Origin of the sequence: Arthrobacter sp. E3, from assembly GCF_017353415.1 — a bacterium.
Taxonomy (GTDB): domain Bacteria; phylum Actinomycetota; class Actinomycetes; order Actinomycetales; family Micrococcaceae; genus Specibacter.
This window is the reverse complement of record NZ_JAFMPX010000031.1, coordinates 22682-40868: the sequence shown is the minus strand read 5'-3', so window position 1 is coordinate 40868 and position 18187 is coordinate 22682. Positions and strand designations below refer to the sequence as shown.

The window sequence follows — 18187 nt, the reverse complement described above, 5'->3', positions numbered from 1 at the left end:
CAAAAGTTCAAGCGGTGGACACAGTCTTTACGGCGTCCTAAAAGCCCTCCAGGAAATCATCATCGGCATGCTCGACCGCTGTCCCGCCTGCCAACGGCCACCCCCAACCTAACAAAGTACTACTAGGGACAAGGTTGGTGCGCCCGGCACCGTGGGCATTGGGAGAAACTTTGTACCAACATACGTTACTACCGCGGTGCTGGCGATGGGTCAAACTGCCCGTGGACTGATGGTTGTGCCGGCTGCTTCCTCAGACAGCTCGCCCACTGTGAGGGCTCACCGCCGGGTCATTGTGTAGATCTTTGTTGATCCGGAATAGACGACAGCGGTGTCAGAGCCCGTGAAATCGACCGAATAGCTTGCCTGGTTCGGCGGTTGGGATACTACCAAGGCGTATCGTCCGTTAGTGTCCTTCTTGGAGCCCAGCGAACAAGTCATCCCACCGCCAATGTCCAAGGGCGTTGTGCCGTTGTAATACATGCCTTGGCATCGACCATCGTCGGTGATCCAGTTACCCGCGATTTTCGGCGTACTGCCGCAAGCTGTGAGAGCCACACTTGAGGACAGCACGAGCGCTATTCTGAGCAGTTTGATCGTCGTTTTCATCAGTTCCCCTAAATTCCGTTTTTCTGGTGTGGACGGAAGCGGGCATCATGCCAAGTCTGAATCTGCGTGGACATCCGGACGTATCCCCATGATTTTTCACTCCCCTGAAAGAAGGAATCTATGCCTGGCGAATCCAGCAACCAAGGCTGGTTGTCACTTTTTGTGAAAATGTCACCCAATGTGGCTACAACACTCCATGGGTGTGACTGCCTGGGTGTGACTACCTCACCTCGACACTGTCAGAAACACAGTTGTAGCCGTGGCTGACGTGGTCAACGACGGATTCGTTGGGCAATCAAACACAGCGAATTCCAAGGGCTGCGTCGTGAATTCGACCAGTGCGTCCATTCGGTATGGCGGAACCAAACAATGGTTGTCAGTTCCAAAGCCGGCCAGACTTCCCTTTGGTTCCGGGATTCCCCCTAGATTTCGTGCAGCAGGCGGCGCACAAACGCCTGTGTTCGCTCTTCCTTCGGGTTGCGCAAAACCTGGCTGGCCGGTCCGCGCTCCACCACCACGCCGTCGTCCATGAAGACCACTTCGTCGGCCGTTTGACGTGCGAAGGCGAGCTCGTGCGTGACGATGACCATGGTCCAGCCTTCCTCGGCCAGTTCCTTGATGACGGCCAAGACGTCGTCCACCAGCTCGGGGTCAAGGGCTGATGTCGGCTCGTCAAAGAGAAGCAGCTGTGGTTTAAGCGCCAACGCTCGCACAATACCCACGCGTTGCTGCTGGCCGCCGGAAAGTTCGAACGGGTGGGCATCCTTCTTTTCCAGTAGTCCCACCCGTGCCAGCAAAGCCTCCGCCTCTGCCACGGCCTCGGCGCGGGGCCGCTTTTGCACGTAGACGGGGCCCTCGATGACGTTTTCCAGCACGGTCTTGTGCGGGAAAAGGTTGTAGTGCTGGAACACCATGGCGCTGCGGTCGCGCAGGGCGGCAAGCTGCCTGGCGCGCTCTTTTTTGGAAGGGCTGGCGGCGCCAAAGTCCACGGTCAACGGTTTTTCTGCGCCTTTGCGGCCCGAAGGAGCAGCGTCGCGGGCACCCATGGTGACAGCTCCGGCGTCGGGCGTTTCAAGGCCGTTGAGAGAACGCAAGATGGTGGTCTTGCCCGAGCCGGAGGGGCCGATGAGCGCCACCACCTTGCCGCGCGGCACCTCCAAGTCAATGCCACGCAGCACCTGATTACTTCCGAAGGACTTGCTCAGGCCGCGGACCTGCAGGACGGGCTCAACGGGCAATTTGTCAGTGGGCAACATAGCGGTCCAACCTCTTTTCCACACGCGTCTGGGCCGTTGACAGCACAAGGCAGATGACCCAGTAAATGGCGGCCGCTTCAAGGTAGAGCAGCATGAATTCCTGACTGAAGGCCGCCACCTGCTGGGCCACCCGGAACATCTCTGTGACAAGAATCAGGGAAGCCAGGGAGGTGTCCTTCACGAGCGAAATGAACGTGTTGGACAACGGTGGGACGGAAACGCGGGCAGCCTGGGGCAGGATGATGCGCAGCAGGGCCTGGTTGCGGGACATGCCGATCATATGCCCGGCTTCCCACTGGCCGCGTGGCACGGACAGGATGGCAGCCCGAATGACTTCCGCTGCATAGCCGCCCACGTTCAGTGAGAAGGCGATGATGGCGCTGGGCCAGGGATCGATCTTCACCCCGACTGCCGGGAGTCCGTAGAAGATCACGAACAGTTGGACCAGCAGCGGCGTTCCGCGGATCACGGAAACGTACACCCTGCCCAGGCCGCTGACCAGCTTGTTGGAGCTGATACGCATGATTGCCACGACGAGGGCGAGCAGCAGTCCCAGTGCAAAGGAGGCCAGCGCCAGCGGGATGGTACCTTGGATGGCGCCCAGAAGCAGCGGGCCCAGGGAACTCCAAAAGAGGTTAAAGTCCATGGCTGAACCTTAGCCCGGGTGAGCGGGTTGGTGAGGGGCAGCTGGTCGAATGCCCGGCGTGGCTACTTGCTGACATCCTGGCCAAAGTACTTTTCGCTCAGCGTCTTCAAGGTGCCGTCGGCCTGTAGTTCGGCAATGGCTTTGTCCACCGCATCGGTCAGCGCCGTTGAACCCTTGCGGAAGGCAAAGGCGGACTCGGAGGTGTCCTTGGTGGTTGCGGCGATCTTCAGCCCGGAGTTGGGTGTGTTGTGCTCGTAGTCGAGGAAGGTGAGCTTGTCATTGACGATCGCGTCCACCCGGCCGTCCTTGAGCAAGGAGACTGACTGTGCCCAGCCTTCGACAGACTCCACCTTGGCGCCGCTGTCAACGGCGAGGGTGTACCAGTTGCTTGTCAGCGACTGCGCCGTGGTCTTGCCTTTGAGATCGGCAAAGGAGGTGATGTCGGTGGTGCTGTCCTTAGTGACAATCACGCCCCGGGAGACCGTGTAAGGGGTGGAAAGGCTGTACTTTTCCTGGCGGCTGGGGTTTATCGTCACCTGGTTGGCGACGGCGTCAAAGCGCTTGGCTTCAAGACCGGCAAAGATCGAGTCGAATTGGGTTTCCTCAAACTTGGCCTTGACGCCGAGCTTGCCGGCGACGGCCGTGGCCACATCGACGTCGTATCCCGTCAGTGCACCCGCCCCGCCTTCGTGGAAGCTGAACGGCTTGTAGGTGCCCTCTGTGGCAAACACAATGGTTCCGGCGTCCTTGACGCTGCTCAGCGAAGTGTCCCCGCCTGCGGAGTCGGTGGATGCGGTGGGTGCGGTGGTGCCGCCGCAGGCAGCAAGTGCCAGCGATGCTGCTGCGAGGAGGCCAACGAGTCCAAGGCTGCGACGTTTCATGGTGTGTGTTCCTTTGCTGTGAAGGTGCTGCTCTGGTTCTGTGGTGGTTCTTGGGGCTGTGGTAGTTCTTGGGACAGTCGCGAAACTATGGGGCGCGGCACAACCGGTAGTTGGACGCTATCACTGGAGCGTCGGAACACAAGAGGAAATATTTCATTGTGTTACGCCTACGTTACCGGTGTGACTTGACGCACCTGCGGAAGATGGGCTAGCGCCGGGTGGCGCCAGCCCGGCGTCGTTCCTGATGGATTTGGCAGTGTCAGCGCCCGCCGGGAATTTTAGCGATGGGTACGGGGCTTAAGCTTGTAGCTTGCCCCCTTAAAGATTGAAGGATCACACGCATGAGCATGGAAGGAGCAGCCTGGAGTTCACTTTGGAGTTCCATGCGCTCGGACAAAAGCAATGGCGGCATCTCCAAGGACACCCTGCGCCGGACCGTCCTGTTCGCCAAACCGTACGGCCGCAAGCTGCTGATTTTCGTCGTGCTGTCGGTGATTTCGGCGGCGCTGGCAGTGGCCACCCCCGTTCTCGCAGGGCAGGTGGTGGACGCCATTGTCGCCAAAACTGCCGTCGACGTGGTGGTGCGGCTGGCCGTGCTGATCGCCATCGTGGCTGTTCTGGATGCCGGCCTTTCCCTGGTGATTCGCTGGATTTCGGCGAACTTGGGCGAAGGCGTCATTCTGGATCTACGCACCGCGGTCTTCGACCACGTCCAGCGCATGCCCATCGCGTTCTTCACCCGCACCCGCACCGGTGCGCTGGTGAGCCGGCTCAATAGTGATGTCATTGGCGCCCAGCAGGCCTTCAGCGGCACGCTCTCCGGAATCGTTTCCAACTCGGTGCAGCTGATTTTGACGCTTATTGTCATGCTGAACACGTCCTGGCTCGTGACGGTGCTGGCTTTGGTGCTGTTACCGATCTTCCTGATGCCGGCACGTCGTTTTGGTGCCCGGCTGGCTGGTTTGCGCCGTGAATCCGCCGACTTGAACGCGGACATGAGCACGCAGATGACCGAGCGTTTCTCCGCCCCCGGAGCCACGTTGGTCAAGTTGTTTGGCCGCCCCGCCGACGAGTCGCACGAGTTCGCCTCCCGTGCCAACCGCGTCCGCGAAATCGGTGTGCGTACGGCGATCCTGCAGTTCGTGTTCTTCACGGCCCTGATGCTCGTCTCCGCCTTGGCATTGGCGCTCGTCTACGGACTCGGCGGCGCGCTGGCCATCGGCGGCTCGCTCAACGCGGGCGACGTCGTCGTGCTGGCTCTGCTGCTGACCCGCCTGTACGCTCCGCTGACGGCGCTGGCCAACGCCCGCGTTGACATCATGAGCGCCCTGGTGAGCTTTGACAGGGTGTTTGAGATTCTCGATTTGAAGCCGCTCATCGCCGAAAAGGAGCACACCGTGGAGCTCCCTGCGGGCCCGCTCGGCATTGAATTCACCGATGTGCGCTTCGGCTACCCCTCCGCGGACAAGGTCTCCCTTGCCTCGTTGGAGGATGTATCGGTGCTCGACACCCGTGGCGGCGAGGACGTGCTGCACGGGATTTCCTTCCGCGCCGAACCTGGCCAGACCATCGCGCTGGTGGGGTCGTCGGGCGCCGGTAAGTCCACCATTGCGCAGTTGCTTTCGCGCCTGTACGACGTCGATTCCGGCACCGTGCGCCTCGGCGGTGTGGACGTGCGTGACCTCAGCTTCGACGGACTGCGGGCAGGGGTGGGCATGGTCACCCAGGACGGGCATCTGTTCCACGAAACCATCGGTTCCAATCTGCGCCTGGCCAAGCCCTCAGCCACCGACGCTGAAATTTGGGATGTGCTGCACCGGGCGCGGCTGGAGGACTTTGCCAGGGCGCTGCCTGACGGTCTTGACACCGTGGTGGGGGAGCGTGGCTACCGGCTTTCCGGTGGCGAACGCCAGCGCTTGACCATTGCGCGGCTCCTGCTGGTCCAGCCCGCCGTCGTCATTTTGGACGAAGCCACGGCGGCCTTGGACTCCACGAATGAGGCCGCCGTTCAGGCGGCCTTGGGTGAGGCGCTTGAAGGTCGGACGGCCCTTGTCATTGCGCACAGGCTCTCCACCATCCGCTCCGCAGACCAGATATTGGTGCTGGAAGCTGGCCGGATTGTGGAACGCGGCACCCACGAGCAGCTTATTGGCCGCGGCGGCCGCTACGCTGAACTCCACGACACCCAGTTCTCCCAGGCTGTGGCTGCCGTTGCCGAGGCGGACAACACCTAGCCGTGGAGCCTGCCCGGCACCATCGACGAAGAGGGGCCCACGCCATGTCATTCACCGAAGCCGGAGCAGCGCTGCTTCCTGACCTGGTGGCTCTGCGCCGCCAGCTGCACGCCGACCCCGAAACAGGGCTTGACCTGCCCCGGACCCAAGCCCGTATTGTGGCCGCATTGGAGGGTTTGGGCCTGGAAATCACGTTGGGGAAGTCGACGACGTCGGTGGTGGCAGTGCTGCGTGGTTCCCAGCCCGGGCCCACGGTGCTGCTGCGCGGCGACATGGATGCGCTTCCCGTGGAGGAACTGACAGGGCTGGAGTACGCCTCAACGAACGGTGCCATGCACGCCTGCGGCCACGATCTTCACGTCGCCGGGCTGGTCGGAGCTGCGCGGCTGCTTGCTGCCCGGCGGGAGGAACTGGCCGGGGACGTCCTGTTCATGTTCCAGCCTGGGGAAGAAGGTCACGACGGTGCCCGCCGGATGCTGGCCGAGGGCCTGTTGGACACCACGGGCCGTAAGCCTGTGGCCGCTTACGCCGTCCATGTGCAGCCGGGGCCCAAGGGCGTCTTTTCAAGCAGGCCCGGTGCCATGCTGGCCGGCGCCAATTGGCTGGGCGTCACCGTCAACGGTCTCGGCGGGCACGCCTCACGGCCCCATGCTGCCATTGACCCGGTGCCAGCGCTGATGGAAATTGCCACAGCGCTGCAAACCATGGCCACTCGAAAATTCGACGCACTGGACCCGATCGTTCTCACCGTGACGATGCTCAAGGCGGGCGACGCCTTCAATGTCATCTCCGACAAGGCTGCGCTCGGTGCCACCGTCCGTACCCTGTCCAAGGCATCCACTGACAAATTGGCTGTGGAAACCAAACGACTGGCTGAGAACATTGCGCTGGCCCATGGTTGCACGGCGGATGTGGAGTTCTTTGTCGGGTGCCCCGTCACCCTCAATGATCCAAGCACGACGGCGGCCGCACTGGACGCTTTGCGCAGTCAGTTTGGCCCGGGCCGGGTTGTGCTGGCGGAGAACCCGGCCATGGCCTCGGAAGACTTCTCGGTGGTGCTCGAAGAGGTCCCCGGCTCATTTATTTTCCTGGCCTGCTCGCCGGACGGCTCGGACACGGAAGAATTCAACCATTCGCCGCGGGTGGTTTTTGACGACGGCGTCCTCGGTGACCAAGCGGCTGCCTTGGCCCAACTGGCCTTCAGTCACCTGGGTGCGACCGCTTGATCGCCTCTTTCCCGCAAGACCGCACCTTCCCCGCATGATCGCTGGTAGGAAGCAGCGATTGTGCAGGGAAGGTGCGGTCATCCGGGTTGGGTGCGGTTTTAGGGGTGTTGTGGGTATCTGGTGAGCAGCGGAAGTACGTATTCGGTCAATAGCGGAGCTAGATCGTCAAAGTCGATGCCCCGGTCCACGGCCATCCAGCGCAACTCTGCGATTTCAGCAGCCGGCAGCACCGAATCGGCGGCCCAGCTGCCAGGGGCCGTGAAAACCGTGGCTTCAATGTCGGTGTTTGACTCATTGGCTGCCGTTCCGGTCCAGACTCCCATGAGTTCGAGCTCGGAAGCAAGAACGTGCACGCCCACCTCTTCGGCCAGCTCGCGTGAACCGGCTTCAGCCGCACTTTCGCCCACTTCCGGTTTGCCGCCGGGATGCATGAACTTCGAAGTGCCGGACTTGCGAACCGTGAGCAGCCGCCCGGCAGGATCGTAAACACAAACAGCGGACACCCTGAGAACGTTTTTCACGTCTTCAATCCTAGTCTTTCCATGAACAGCGGCGTTGAACTCAGGCAGTGCGCGGGACGAACATGATGATGCTAACTCCGACCAAGCAGACCAGGGCGCCGGTGATGTCCCACCGGTCGGGGGTGAACTTGTCAAAGATCATGCCCCACAGCAGCGAGCCGGCGATGAAGACTCCTCCGTAGGCGGCCAGTACACGGCCAAAATTCGCATCAGACTGGAGTGCGGCGATGAACCCGTAGGTGCCTAGGGCAACAATGCCAAGGCCGGCCCACCACCAGGCTTTGTCCTCGCGCACCGCCTGCCACACCAGCCAGGCTCCACCGATTTCTGCAACTGCGGCCAGCACAAACAAGACCACGGTTTTTGTGATGTTCATGGCGCATTCTCCAGGGCACGCACCAGCAATTTGGGGTCCCGGCGTCGGCCATCGAGGGACAAGAACAGCAGCGCCAGCAGGATGGGGCCATAGGTCAGCAGCGCCGCCCAGCCAAGTGTTTCGCCCAGGATCCAGGAAACCACCACCAGCAGCACAGGTTCCACATAACCGAGCAGGCCAAAGAGCGAAAGCGGCAGCCACTTGCTGGCCAGCAAATACGTGGCCATGGACACCCCGCCCAGCACGCCGATGGCCGCCACACCCCACGTCCCTTCGGGGATTCCCGCGCCGCTGAGCATGCCTCCGTCGTCGGCACCCAGTCCGTGCGGGCCGGAAAGAATGAAGAACACGGCCGCGGGCAGCATTAACAGCAGCTCTGCGGAAAACGCGGCCAGGTTGTCGAAGTCGATCTTGCGGCGCAGCACAAAGTAAATGGGGTAGCCCAGGCACACCAGCAATGTGGGCCATTGCAATCCGCCGGCAGAGAAAGCCTCATGTGCCACGCCGAGAGCCGCAGCAGCCACGGCCAGTTTGCGCAGGTTGCTGAGCCTGTCCGCAAAGAACACGCGACCGGCCAGGACCATGGTCAGCGGCATGAGGAAGTAACCAAAGGAGACTGCCATGGCCATGTCGTTCAGTGGAGCCCATAGGAACAGCCACAGTTGGACTCCAACCAGCATGGTGGCCAGCGCCCCGAGCAAAATCAGGGTTGGACGACGTCGGACCCGTGTCACCAAGGCGCGCCACTCGGCACGCGCCGTGGCAAGAAATGGGAAGGCGACGCCCAGCATGGCCAGGGTCAGTACTATCCGCCAACCGAGTATTTCCTCCGCACCCCACCCGGGTAGCAAGCCGGCCAGCAGGAAGATGACGGCAAAGAGGACGGATGCCGTGATGGATGCCGCCACTCCGGATCCGGTGGTGCGAGTGCTCACCGAGTTCCCCACCATTCCCAGCTGCCGAGGGTCAGCTGCACTAAGAAGAGTTGACGCCGTGCCGCAACAACCGTTAGCGGCCATAAAAAAGTGCCCCCGCCGGGGATCGAACCCGGATTTGCCCTTTAGGAGAGGGCCGTCTTATCCATTGGACTACAGAGGCGCGTCACCCAGCCTAGCGGAACAGGCAGGCAAGCAAAAAACGGTGGCGAGGTGTCCTACTTACAAAACGGAGGGTGCCTTGCGCTTCCGGCCAATAAACAACGCCACTCCAATTCCTGCCAACGACAGGATCAAAAGGAACCAGCTGGCCATGACCAGTGCCGAGGCCAGGGAAACAGCGGACGATGAAAGCTTTTCCGCCCCGAGCATGTTGTCGATGGCCACATTGGCCGACAACTGGACGACGGCGAACAGCAAGGGAAGGATCCATAGCATCCATCGCACTGACTTCTTGGCCACATTGATGGCCACCATCGTCATGGCACTCAAGCCAAAGACCAGCGGGAACAGTGTCCCGGCCGTTTTGTGGACAAATTGCAGCTGCCCCATCGCGTCCGGATCCATGGCCGCGCGCAGCGCCTCAACGTGGGCCATGTCGAAGCCAAAAAACATGGAATCGGGCATGGACAATCCACCGGAGAGCCCTGTCATCTGGTTCAGCGTCAACAGGTGGAAGTACCAGAACAAGAACAAACTGGCCACGGAGCCGGCGATCAAGAGCAAGTTTGCGTTGCCCTGCGCCTTTTGCGGGGACCGCTGGGTGCTTGTATTGACTGCTGGGACGCTTGCCGGAGTGGCAGCCTGACCATGTTTTGCTGCACGTTGGGCGGGTGTTTTAGCCATGGAACCATTATCGCTCACATAGGCTGGTGCCATGGCAACAGAAACCAGCCCCGCGCCCAGTGACAGTGAATTGGCGGCGAAGCTGCTGCGAACGGCCGGCGCACTGGCCGTATCCATCCGCGCCAAAGGGCTCCAGGAATTACAGGCCGGACGCCAGATCAAGGCCAACGCCGCTGACTTCGCCACGACGGCCGACCATGCTGCCGAAAAGTTCTTGTACGAACAGTTGCGCCTGGCCCGCCCAGAGGATTCGATCCTGGGGGAGGAGGGTGCAGGTTTTGAGGGCAGCTCAGGGAGGGTATGGGTCGTGGACCCCGTCGACGGGACGTTCAACTTCGCCAGCGGCTCAACCTACTGGTGTTCCGCCCTGGCCCTTGTCACCGGAGTTTCCGGTGCTGATTTAAGGTCGACGGCGGAGAACTTCGCTCACGCTGAGGTGCTGCTCGGGGCCATCTATCAGCCAGAAGAAGAGAAGATGTGGATGGGGGGCTCCCAACATCAGGCCACGTGTAACGGCCAGCTGATCAGCGTGGACCCTCGGCAGCAGGTGGGGGAGCTTGCCGCCGGCTCCTATATTCACCCGGGCTGGTTGGCTGATCCCCGCGCCGCGGTGCCGTGGCAGCGGGCGGCCGTCCTGCCGGCCACCCTGCGCATGTTGGGCTCGGGATCCTGCGACTTGGCCCGGGTGGGACAGGGCGAACTGGGCGTGTGGTTCCAGCACAGTTGCCCGTCCTGGGACTGGCTCCCTGGAAAAGGCGTCGTGGAGGCGGCCGGCGGGGACACCGCCGTCGTGCCTGTCAATGGGCTCGAATGGTTTGTGGCCGGGTCCGCGGGGGCAGTGGCACAGCTGAAGGCGGCCCTTGAGCAAGTGGCTGCGCCTGTGTAAACGCCTGTTCGCGTTCTGATGTGAGAGAACATCGCCTCAGCGCGGCTTGGGGTGTGGAGAGTCTCCGACTATGGCTTTTGTGATCAGGTGGAACATGTTTTGGGTGGATCGGCCGTGCCACTCCACCCGTTGTACTGGCCAGAGCCTCGTATTCGTACAGCGTGGCGGGCGCCTGTGGCCAAAATGACTACTTGCTGTCCCATCAAGCCATTTGCATGGCCGTTCATTGCCATCAGATGCTTTTCTGGTGTGTCTCACAACTAACGATGGGTTGCAGTTGGCGCACCTTCATCGGGCATTAAGTCGGGCGGGGTATACGGGAATGTGTTGTCTGCGGAACCATGCGGTTTCGCAAACTTTCGATTTCGTCAACGCACACTTCGGTGAACGACCGGTTTGCGGGACTCTTAGAAATACCTATCTGAACAAACCCCTTGCGGGTCCTTGCGAGGATAGGACGGCGGGCGATCGCTGCCTGTTGCCCAGCTCGGAGCAACCGGTCACCTCCGCGTAGGCGCCGCCATTACCCGCGTTTGCGCACTGTCTCGATCCACACCCGCAGCGACCAGCGCCCGATCCAGGCGGTCGCTATGGACACTCAGCACCCCGAACAATAGGTGCTTGATCCCGACGTGATCGGAATGAAGCTCTCGCGCGGTGCGCTGCGCCGCCTTGAGGACCTCCAGAGACATGCGGGTGAACGGGAACTCTTCTGAGGTGTCCTCCGGATCAGGGGAGGCGAAACTCACTATCGCATCACGCATTTCGTCCGGCCAGACGCCCAGCGCCGTCTGCACCGTGTCCGGAAAAGCGTGCAAAAGCCCCAACAGTAGATGCTCAGGTCTGATGTACGAGTCATGCATCATTACCCTTGACTCTTCCTGCGCCATGACCACCGCCCGCCGGGCACCGTCGGTGTAGTTCTGAGACATCTTCGAACCGGTCATGCCCCAAAGCGTAGTCTTCGCGACGCGCCGACACCACGGGCGCACCTCCCCGGAGGAGGATGTCCTGTGACCCGGCCGCTAATCGAGCTGCGGCCGTATCAGGCGTTCCCGCTGACGGTTCCGCTACTGGGATGGGACGATCCTGTCTGAATTGCCGGTCTCGTGGGTTGCCTCCGCTTCTGCTGCAACAGCAAGCTCCCCGTCAGAAATGCTGAGCATCAACGAGCTCTCGCGCGTGGTGAAGAGATGTGTGACTATTTCTCGGTGGTTGACTTTCCAAATACTGGGCGGCACCTCTTTGTCCTCCCACGGCCTGCTCGGCGGGCCGTACAGATCGGTCAACATACCCGACACTGCGTGGTGGCCCAGGCGGGTCTCAGGGGCCCGCGCTTTGGGGAACGTGTATAGGTGGAAGTGAACGCTCATGAACCTGCCGTGAAACAAATTCCATGAAGCAAAGGAAATACCTGGCAGGTCAGTGAGGAGGGTATACGACGCCGTGGATGACGCGTCCGAGTCGTGGTCCAAGCGTTCTCCGGATTCGAAGAGGAGGTGCCTGAAGAGAGTCTCGCGTTCCTCATCGGTGCTCGGCCATGTTCCTTCCACCAGCTGCGCCACTAGGGCAGCAACTGTGGCTGGACCAGGAATCAGTTCGCTTTTCGGCTCTATGATCGCGGGCATATGGTGACACTACCGCCATGGCACGGCGAAAACACCCGCTCACCTCAATGACTCAAGAAAATGATGACTCGTGAGCGACGGGGTCTAGACCAAACAAGTGTGTTCAACTCTCACCGTCACGCGGCCACCAAGAGGATCCTGTCCCGCAGACCGTTCCCTTGTGGAATCCGACTAACAGTGACAGCACAAGCGTGATGCGCTGGCTGTGGGAGGCATTTCAAATCAGAGCAGCTGCTACAGTGCCAGAACCGTCCTCAACAGGTTTTCATTTTTCGTTCCCGAAATGGACAGGACTAGCTATGGATTCTCAGCAACGAAAGCCCATCAAGTGGTGGCCGTTTGGGCTTCTTCTGCTTGCCTTCGGAGCTGCAAACGTAGTCCTGATACTGGTTGAGGCACCCACTTGGGCAAGGCTAATTCCAGTCTGGATCCTGTTGGCCGTTTTGGTAATTGTCCTGGCACTACTTGTCATTCGACGAAGTCGCAATCACCGAGACTCGGCCCGCTAAAACCTGTACCCACGTGCGGTGGGAATCGGTCGCCAAGACAGGGATTTCAACGCGGACACAGGTTCAGCCCATCGACTAACCACGTTCCCACTGAGGGTTCCAGTTGCGGACTATCGATGCTAACCCGTGGCTTGCAGTCAGCATGTCGCTACGGACTTGCTATTGACGAACTCGAAACCCCAAAACTGAACGACTGCGGCCGCTTGCTTCGCTATCCCATGGACCACGCGTGGACAGGACCACGAGAGCCAGCCCGAGCAGGACAAACCAGATGTACCCCCACGAGCCCGACGTCACGATTCGGGCAATTCCCGCCATGGCAACAAAACTACCGAGGGAAAAGAGAAAGCGTGTCATTTTCCAGCTGAACATTCCGTGGTTGGATCGCATCCGACAACACTACGCGAGCAGAACATACAACGCAGTCCACCACCCAATTACAGACTGCCTCGGTTTGGTGTGACTCGCTGTCCCGCTCAAGGTTCCAGTTATGGAACGAACACCCATCGGACTTGTCATGTACCAGAATCACTGGCGCCTTTGCCTCGTTCTCGCCAGTAATCGTCGCGCTGGCTGCGAACAACTCGTACCAGCAGCAAGACACCGATAACGACCGCCAGGCCTTGAAAACCAACCGCCACCCATGACCAAGGCTCTACGCCGTTAAGAAATACCTTTAGCGCAAGGCTTATCACCATTAACCCGACAACGATGAAACTCAATATTGCTATGGTGCGTTTCTTTGGAACATGCGTCATGCCTCACTGTAACCCTCGGCCGTCCCACTGAACGTTCCGCCTACGGTCTGGTGGATATCGCGGTGAGAAGAACGGTGGCGGCTACTGTGGGAGCATGAGCGACTACCGGCGCCCCACGCTCCCGACAGAGATCTACCGTGATGACCAGGGCCATCCCATCGACTACGGCAATCGGTGGAACGAAGGGCCACAGCCTGACGACGCCTATTCCAGTGTCAGCAATCTGCAGCGTTTCACCCCTCTCCACGCGGTCGCCGACGCCCTCATCGACTGGCTACAGAGCACCTTCGAGGTAATCGTTGAGCAAGACCCGGTAGTCGCGATCGATCTTCTCCACATGCCAAACGATGTTGTTCGAGCGGTACGGGTCGTGCCGCGCGATCGCACAGCAGCACCGTTAACATTTGTCCTCACGAAGTTCCCCGGCGTTTACCTTCACGCAGGCGCACTCCACGACTTCCACTTCCCCGTGTGTGGGTGCGATGCCTGTGATGACAATGTCGAGAATCTGACCGAAGACCTTGAATGGACCGTGCGCACCGTCGTCTCGGGTGGTTATTTCGAGCGATTCGATCCCTGGCCGGGACGCTGGATCGAATATCAGCTCAATGAGTCTGGGGTCGGTGGGCGATCAGGACGCAGCCGCACCAACGAACTGCCCGACGAACGCGTGAAGCTAGCACGAACCGGACTGCCCCCTGATGGGCAGTGGCTACCGTGGCAAGAGCTTGCACCGGAGAGCACCGACACTGTCGACTAAATTCTGGAGCTCACTTTCCCAGTGGAGGGTTCCGCTTGCGGGCGGGGATATGCTCAGGACAACGTTGCCTCATTTAGGTCTCCAGGTCCTCGTCGGGGTTCCGCTTACGGGCACCTATCGCCGATGAATCAGGACGCTGTGAGTCTGTCCTGCGGATTTGAACAGCAAAGCCTCGCCCCTTAGCCAGTTGCCGCTCGGATGGAGCAAAAATGGTCTTGGGCTGTCTCATAACCTAAGTGCGGCCTCGCCACCCATGCCTTGCAAGACAGTTCAAAGGCCGGGTAATCGGCACCACGAGATTGCAGAACGACGCCAAGTGATGATGACTGCAATTCCAGTTCGAGGCGGCTTTGTCGCACATCTCGGTGGTGGTGGCGGGGCTGGAGGTCATTGTCAGCGGGGCGAACTACACTGGATGCCACCATGGATATGTTGTTTGACCCTTACCCCCAGAAGCCCAAAACCACGCACAGCCCCGGCGCCGGATTGCCGCAGTGGCAGCCCTTCGACGCCGAGGATCCGGGAGCAGATGCGCCCGAATTTGGTGCAGGTGCGTCCAGCCCTGGCCATCCGGGGCACGACGGCGTCCCGGACTTTGCGGGCGGATCAGGCTCCTTCGGTGGTACCGCATCGATCGCCTCCGCAAGGCGTTGGCCAGATCCTGCCGAGTTGCTTGAAGGCATGAACCCGCAGCAGGAAGCCGCCGTGGTTCACTCCGGCGGGCCGCTGCTGATTGTGGCAGGTGCCGGCTCGGGCAAGACCCGGGTGCTGAGCCACCGGATCGCCTACCTGCTGGCCACCGGGCAGGCCCACCCCGGCCAAATTCTGGCCATCACGTTCACGAACAAGGCCGCCGCTGAAATGCGCGAACGCATCGAGGCCTTGATTGGCGACGCAGCCAAAAGCATGTGGATTTCCACCTTCCACTCCTCATGCGTGCGGATTCTGCGCCGCGAGGCAAAGACCATCGGGCTGAACTCGAATTTCTCCATCTACGATTCGGCCGACTCGCTGCGGCTCATCACGCTGGTGTCCAAGGGCCTGGACTTGGATCCTAAGAAGTTCGCGCCCAAGGCGATCATGCACAAGATCTCGGCGTTGAAGAATGAGCTCATCGATGAAGATGAGAACTCCATGAACACGAACTTCAACGAACCCTTCGCCGCTGCCGTGGCCGAGGTATACAAGGGTTACACGCAGCGCCTGCGCCAGGCCAACGCCATGGACTTTGATGACCTCATCGCCCAAACCGTGTACATGTTCCGGGCGTTCCCGGGCGTTGCCGACTACTACCGGCGCCGCTTCCGCCACGTGTTGGTGGACGAGTACCAGGACACCAACCACGCCCAATACGCGCTGGTGAAGGAAATTGTCGGGACAGACGACGGCGGGATGGGGGTTCCTGCGGAGCTGACGGTGGTGGGCGACTCCGACCAGTCCATCTACGCATTCCGCGGCGCTGACATCCGCAACATTGTCGAATTTGAGCAGGACTATCCCAACGCTGACACGATCAAGCTGGAGCAGAACTACCGCTCCACGCAAAACATCCTCAGCGCCGCCAACGCCGTGATCTCCCGCAACCCCAACCGCCGGGAAAAGCGGCTATGGACAGCCGAAGGTGACGGCGAAAAGATCATTGGCTACGTGGCCGAGTCGGAGCACGACGAGGCCAGATTCATTGCCAAGGAAATCGACCGGCTTCAGGACGAGACGGACGTCCGGCCGGGAGATGTGGCCATTTTCTACCGTACCAACGCCCAATCCCGCGCCATAGAAGACATCCTGGTCCGCGTGGGTCTGCCCTACCGCGTGGTGGGCGGCACCCGTTTCTACGAGCGCAAGGAAATCAAGGATGCACTCGCCTACCTGCGTGCGCTGGTCAACCCGGACGACGACGTCAACCTCCGCAGGATCCTCAATGAACCTAAGCGCGGGATTGGCGACCGCGCCGAGGGGGCTGTAGCGGCGTTGGCTGAGCGGGAACGTATTTCCTTCTCCGCAGCATTGGCCCGTGCTGAAGAAGCTCCCGGCATTGCCTCCCGATCCCTGAACGCCGTGAACACGTTCGCGAAAATGATGGCGGACTTGGGCGAGGTGGCAGCAACTGCCAGCCCCGCAACGGCGTTGGAAGCCGTGCTGGAGCAGACCGGCTACCTTGCCGCTTTGCGCAACAGTACCGATCCGCAGGATGAGTCGCGCGTGGAAAACCTTGCTGAACTTCTCGCCGTCGTGCGTGAATTTGGGCAGGAAAATCCGGAAGGGACGCTGGGGGAGTTCCTCGAGCAGGTCTCGTTGGTGGCGGACGCGGACCAGATCCCCGACGCCCCGGGCGGATCCGAAGCGGAGGCTGCCGCCGCCGTGGCCGAGGCCAAGCGGCTGGGCGTGGTGACGTTGATGACGCTGCACACGGCCAAGGGTCTGGAATTTCCCGTCGTGTTCCTTACCGGCATGGAACACGGATTGTTCCCGCATTCGCGCTCGGCCACGGACCCGAAGGAGTTGGCGGAGGAGCGACGTCTGGCGTACGTGGGGCTGACCCGTGCCCGGCAGCGGCTGTACCTGACACGTTCGGAAGTGCGCAGCCTGTGGGGCCAGAGCCAATACAACCCGGCCAGCCAGTTCATTGAGGAGGTGCCGGCGGAGCTTATTGAGTGGAAGCGTGAAGGCACCGCGCGGACGGCTCCGGTGGCCGGAAACTTCGGATCCAGCCGTTATTCCGGATCCTCGTGGGGCGCCGGCACCTCCGTGGGTGGACGCGATTCCGGTGTGCTGCCGCCCAGCATTTCGGCCCGGACAGCCGCCGGCCGCGTGCAGCCGCAAAAGGAAGTGGTGTCAGTCAGTGTGGGGGACAAGGTCAACCACACGGCGTTTGGCAACGGCACCGTGCTGGAAATCCAAGGCGTTGGCGACAAAACCGTGGCCAAGGTGCGCTTCGAAATTGGTGAAAAGCGCCTGCTCCTGAGGTACGCGCCATTGACGAAGGAAGAGTAGCGGCGTCCACGAGAGTTGTGGACGTCGCTACCCCGGGTTGATGTTCACCGGGCGGTGTTCACAGGACGTCGAGTGCTCACGCCCAGGCCCATGTTTGCAGCACGGAAGAGCATAGGGCGTCGCGGTCGGCTTCTGAGACCGTCGTACTGAACGAGAACGTCATGATGTACGTCTGTTTGTCATGGGTGACATAGAACTGGTCGACCTGATATTGACCGGTGTCATGCGGAAAAATTGCTGAAAGGTGGGCAGACTCCGATCCAGCAATCGTCGTCCGATCACGGGTCGTTACGTCGGTGGTTCCGGCGTCCCGGAGCTCTTTGACTCCTTGCGTCTCCACGCGCTCCGGGGTGACCTCCCCCGCTGGTGACAGCAAAACGTTGACGTTGTCAGCGAACCCATCGGTGTCGGTCATATCGGCCACGAAGGTGTCGATACCCTGCTGGGCCTCGGCGTCCTTGGGCTCAGCCCATCCGGTGGGTGCAATGAAAGTGTAGCCGCTGCCCTTGACCGATTTCCCTGTTGCGGCCGCAACATCCGGCGCGGATGCCTGTGTAGCGACAGGAGCGGACTGCGCAAGCCATAGCCAACGGCGCATGCCGGCGGCCCTACGAGGAGATGGCCATGAGGCTGATCGGCCCTAAGCTCTTGGCCTGTGACCTTGTCAGCGACCAAGTCCACGATCAGAATAGTCAGCATGACTAGTCAATTCGCGGCTCTGGCCATCGACTGTGCAAACCCGGGGCTCCTGAGTAACTTCTGGTGTGAAGTGCTCGGCTGGGTCGTCATCGACAGCGACGAAACGGACTTCTCCATCGGATCGCCGGATGGTTCGGGTCTGACCATTGATCTCATTGCGGTTCCCGAGCCAAAAACAGTGAAGAACCGGCTCCATATCGACTTGCGTGCAGATGGTTGCACCACTGCCGAGGAACTGGACAGGGTGATGGCTCTGGGCGCACAACGTGTAGACGTCGGTCAGACTCCCGATGTGAGCTGGGTTGTCCTCGCGGATCCCGAAGGCAACGAGTTCTGCCTGCTGTCCCGGCCGGTGCAAGAAGTCGCAGGCTAAAAACCGCAACAATGGCTACGCTCGTTGGGCCGTTGGAGCCTGATACGGCAAGC

General features: G+C 60.8%; 18 protein-coding genes and 1 tRNA gene. 6 read left to right on the top strand and 13 right to left on the bottom strand.

All coding sequences use genetic code 11. The features are described 5' to 3' along the window. Positions 1-276: 276 nt before the first annotated feature. The 4 genes from JMA46_RS12970 to JMA46_RS12955 all read right to left on the bottom strand — a co-directional run bounded on the left by JMA46_RS12970 (position 277) and on the right by JMA46_RS12955 (position 3389). The gene (locus tag JMA46_RS12970; protein WP_207345763.1) at positions 277-606 is read right to left on the bottom strand and encodes a hypothetical protein; all 330 of its coding nucleotides are present in this window, start codon (positions 604-606) and stop codon (positions 277-279) included. A 422-nt stretch (positions 607-1028) separates the two neighbouring features. Continuing rightward, on the bottom strand, positions 1029-1862 hold the full coding sequence (locus JMA46_RS12965; protein WP_207345762.1) for an amino acid ABC transporter ATP-binding protein: 834 nt from the start codon (positions 1860-1862) through the stop codon (positions 1029-1031). Next, positions 1849-2508, bottom strand: coding sequence for an amino acid ABC transporter permease (locus tag JMA46_RS12960; protein ID WP_207345761.1), 660 nt, complete (start codon positions 2506-2508; stop codon positions 1849-1851). The genes JMA46_RS12965 and JMA46_RS12960 overlap by 14 nt, the downstream gene beginning before the upstream one ends. Positions 2509-2570: 62 nt before the next feature. Further along, the gene (locus tag JMA46_RS12955; RefSeq protein WP_207345760.1) at positions 2571-3389 is read right to left on the bottom strand and encodes an amino acid ABC transporter substrate-binding protein; all 819 of its coding nucleotides are present in this window, start codon (positions 3387-3389) and stop codon (positions 2571-2573) included. 341 nt (positions 3390-3730) lie between these two features. Here JMA46_RS12955 and JMA46_RS12950 point away from each other — a divergent pair, with 341 nt between their 5' ends. Beyond that, on the top strand, positions 3731-5623 hold the full coding sequence (locus JMA46_RS12950) for an ABC transporter ATP-binding protein (protein WP_207345759.1): 1893 nt from the start codon (positions 3731-3733) through the stop codon (positions 5621-5623). 44 nt (positions 5624-5667) lie between these two features. Continuing rightward, positions 5668-6849 (top strand): M20 family metallopeptidase, encoded by a 1182-nt coding sequence (locus JMA46_RS12945; protein WP_207345758.1) that lies wholly within the window; start codon positions 5668-5670, stop codon positions 6847-6849. 98 nt (positions 6850-6947) lie between these two features. On the opposite strand, the gene JMA46_RS12940 is transcribed toward JMA46_RS12945, so the two are convergent. The 5 genes from JMA46_RS12940 to JMA46_RS12920 form a co-directional block, all read right to left on the bottom strand. Next, a complete protein-coding gene (locus JMA46_RS12940; protein WP_207345757.1) occupies positions 6948-7370 on the bottom strand; it encodes an NUDIX domain-containing protein in 423 nt (140 codons plus the stop codon). A 40-nt stretch (positions 7371-7410) separates the two neighbouring features. Then, positions 7411-7746, bottom strand: a complete 336-nt coding sequence (locus tag JMA46_RS12935; RefSeq protein WP_207345756.1) for a YnfA family protein — start codon at positions 7744-7746, stop codon at positions 7411-7413. Next, positions 7743-8681, bottom strand: coding sequence for an EamA family transporter RarD (gene rarD / locus JMA46_RS12930; RefSeq protein ID WP_207345755.1), 939 nt, complete (start codon positions 8679-8681; stop codon positions 7743-7745). The genes JMA46_RS12935 and rarD overlap by 4 nt, the downstream gene beginning before the upstream one ends. A gap of 91 nt (positions 8682-8772) precedes the next feature. Then, positions 8773-8844: transfer RNA gene (locus JMA46_RS12925), tRNA-Arg, on the bottom strand. Between the two features lie 59 nt (positions 8845-8903). Beyond that, a complete protein-coding gene (locus JMA46_RS12920) occupies positions 8904-9527 on the bottom strand; it encodes a hypothetical protein (protein WP_207345754.1) in 624 nt (207 codons plus the stop codon). A 31-nt stretch (positions 9528-9558) separates the two neighbouring features. Between JMA46_RS12920 and JMA46_RS12915 the strand changes: the two genes are divergently transcribed. After that, the gene (locus JMA46_RS12915) at positions 9559-10413 is read left to right on the top strand and encodes an inositol monophosphatase family protein (protein ID WP_207345753.1); all 855 of its coding nucleotides are present in this window, start codon (positions 9559-9561) and stop codon (positions 10411-10413) included. 500 nt (positions 10414-10913) lie between these two features. Here the strand turns inward: JMA46_RS12915 and JMA46_RS12910 are convergent, their stop codons facing one another. The 3 genes from JMA46_RS12910 to JMA46_RS12900 form a co-directional block, all read right to left on the bottom strand. After that, entirely contained in the window at positions 10914-11360 is a 447-nt protein-coding gene (locus JMA46_RS12910) for a Clp protease N-terminal domain-containing protein (RefSeq protein ID WP_207345752.1), read from the bottom strand. A 123-nt stretch (positions 11361-11483) separates the two neighbouring features. Continuing rightward, positions 11484-12041: a hypothetical protein gene (locus JMA46_RS12905; RefSeq protein WP_207345751.1), complete on the bottom strand. Its 558-nt coding sequence runs from the start codon at positions 12039-12041 to the stop codon at positions 11484-11486. A gap of 1024 nt (positions 12042-13065) precedes the next feature. Beyond that, positions 13066-13308 (bottom strand): hypothetical protein, encoded by a 243-nt coding sequence (locus tag JMA46_RS12900; protein ID WP_207345750.1) that lies wholly within the window; start codon positions 13306-13308, stop codon positions 13066-13068. 94 nt (positions 13309-13402) lie between these two features. Between JMA46_RS12900 and JMA46_RS12895 the strand changes: the two genes are divergently transcribed. Beyond that, the gene (locus JMA46_RS12895; protein ID WP_207345749.1) at positions 13403-14068 is read left to right on the top strand and encodes a DUF6226 family protein; all 666 of its coding nucleotides are present in this window, start codon (positions 13403-13405) and stop codon (positions 14066-14068) included. Positions 14069-14491: 423 nt separating this feature from the next. Then, the gene (pcrA, locus tag JMA46_RS12890; RefSeq protein ID WP_247647285.1) at positions 14492-17062 is read left to right on the top strand and encodes a DNA helicase PcrA; all 2571 of its coding nucleotides are present in this window, start codon (positions 14492-14494) and stop codon (positions 17060-17062) included. 76 nt (positions 17063-17138) lie between these two features. On the opposite strand, the gene JMA46_RS12885 is transcribed toward pcrA, so the two are convergent. Then, entirely contained in the window at positions 17139-17660 is a 522-nt protein-coding gene (locus JMA46_RS12885) for a hypothetical protein (RefSeq protein ID WP_207345748.1), read from the bottom strand. 99 nt (positions 17661-17759) lie between these two features. Here JMA46_RS12885 and JMA46_RS12880 point away from each other — a divergent pair, with 99 nt between their 5' ends. Next, positions 17760-18134, top strand: a complete 375-nt coding sequence (locus JMA46_RS12880) for a VOC family protein (RefSeq protein ID WP_207345747.1) — start codon at positions 17760-17762, stop codon at positions 18132-18134. The last annotated feature ends 53 nt before the right edge of the window (positions 18135-18187 follow it).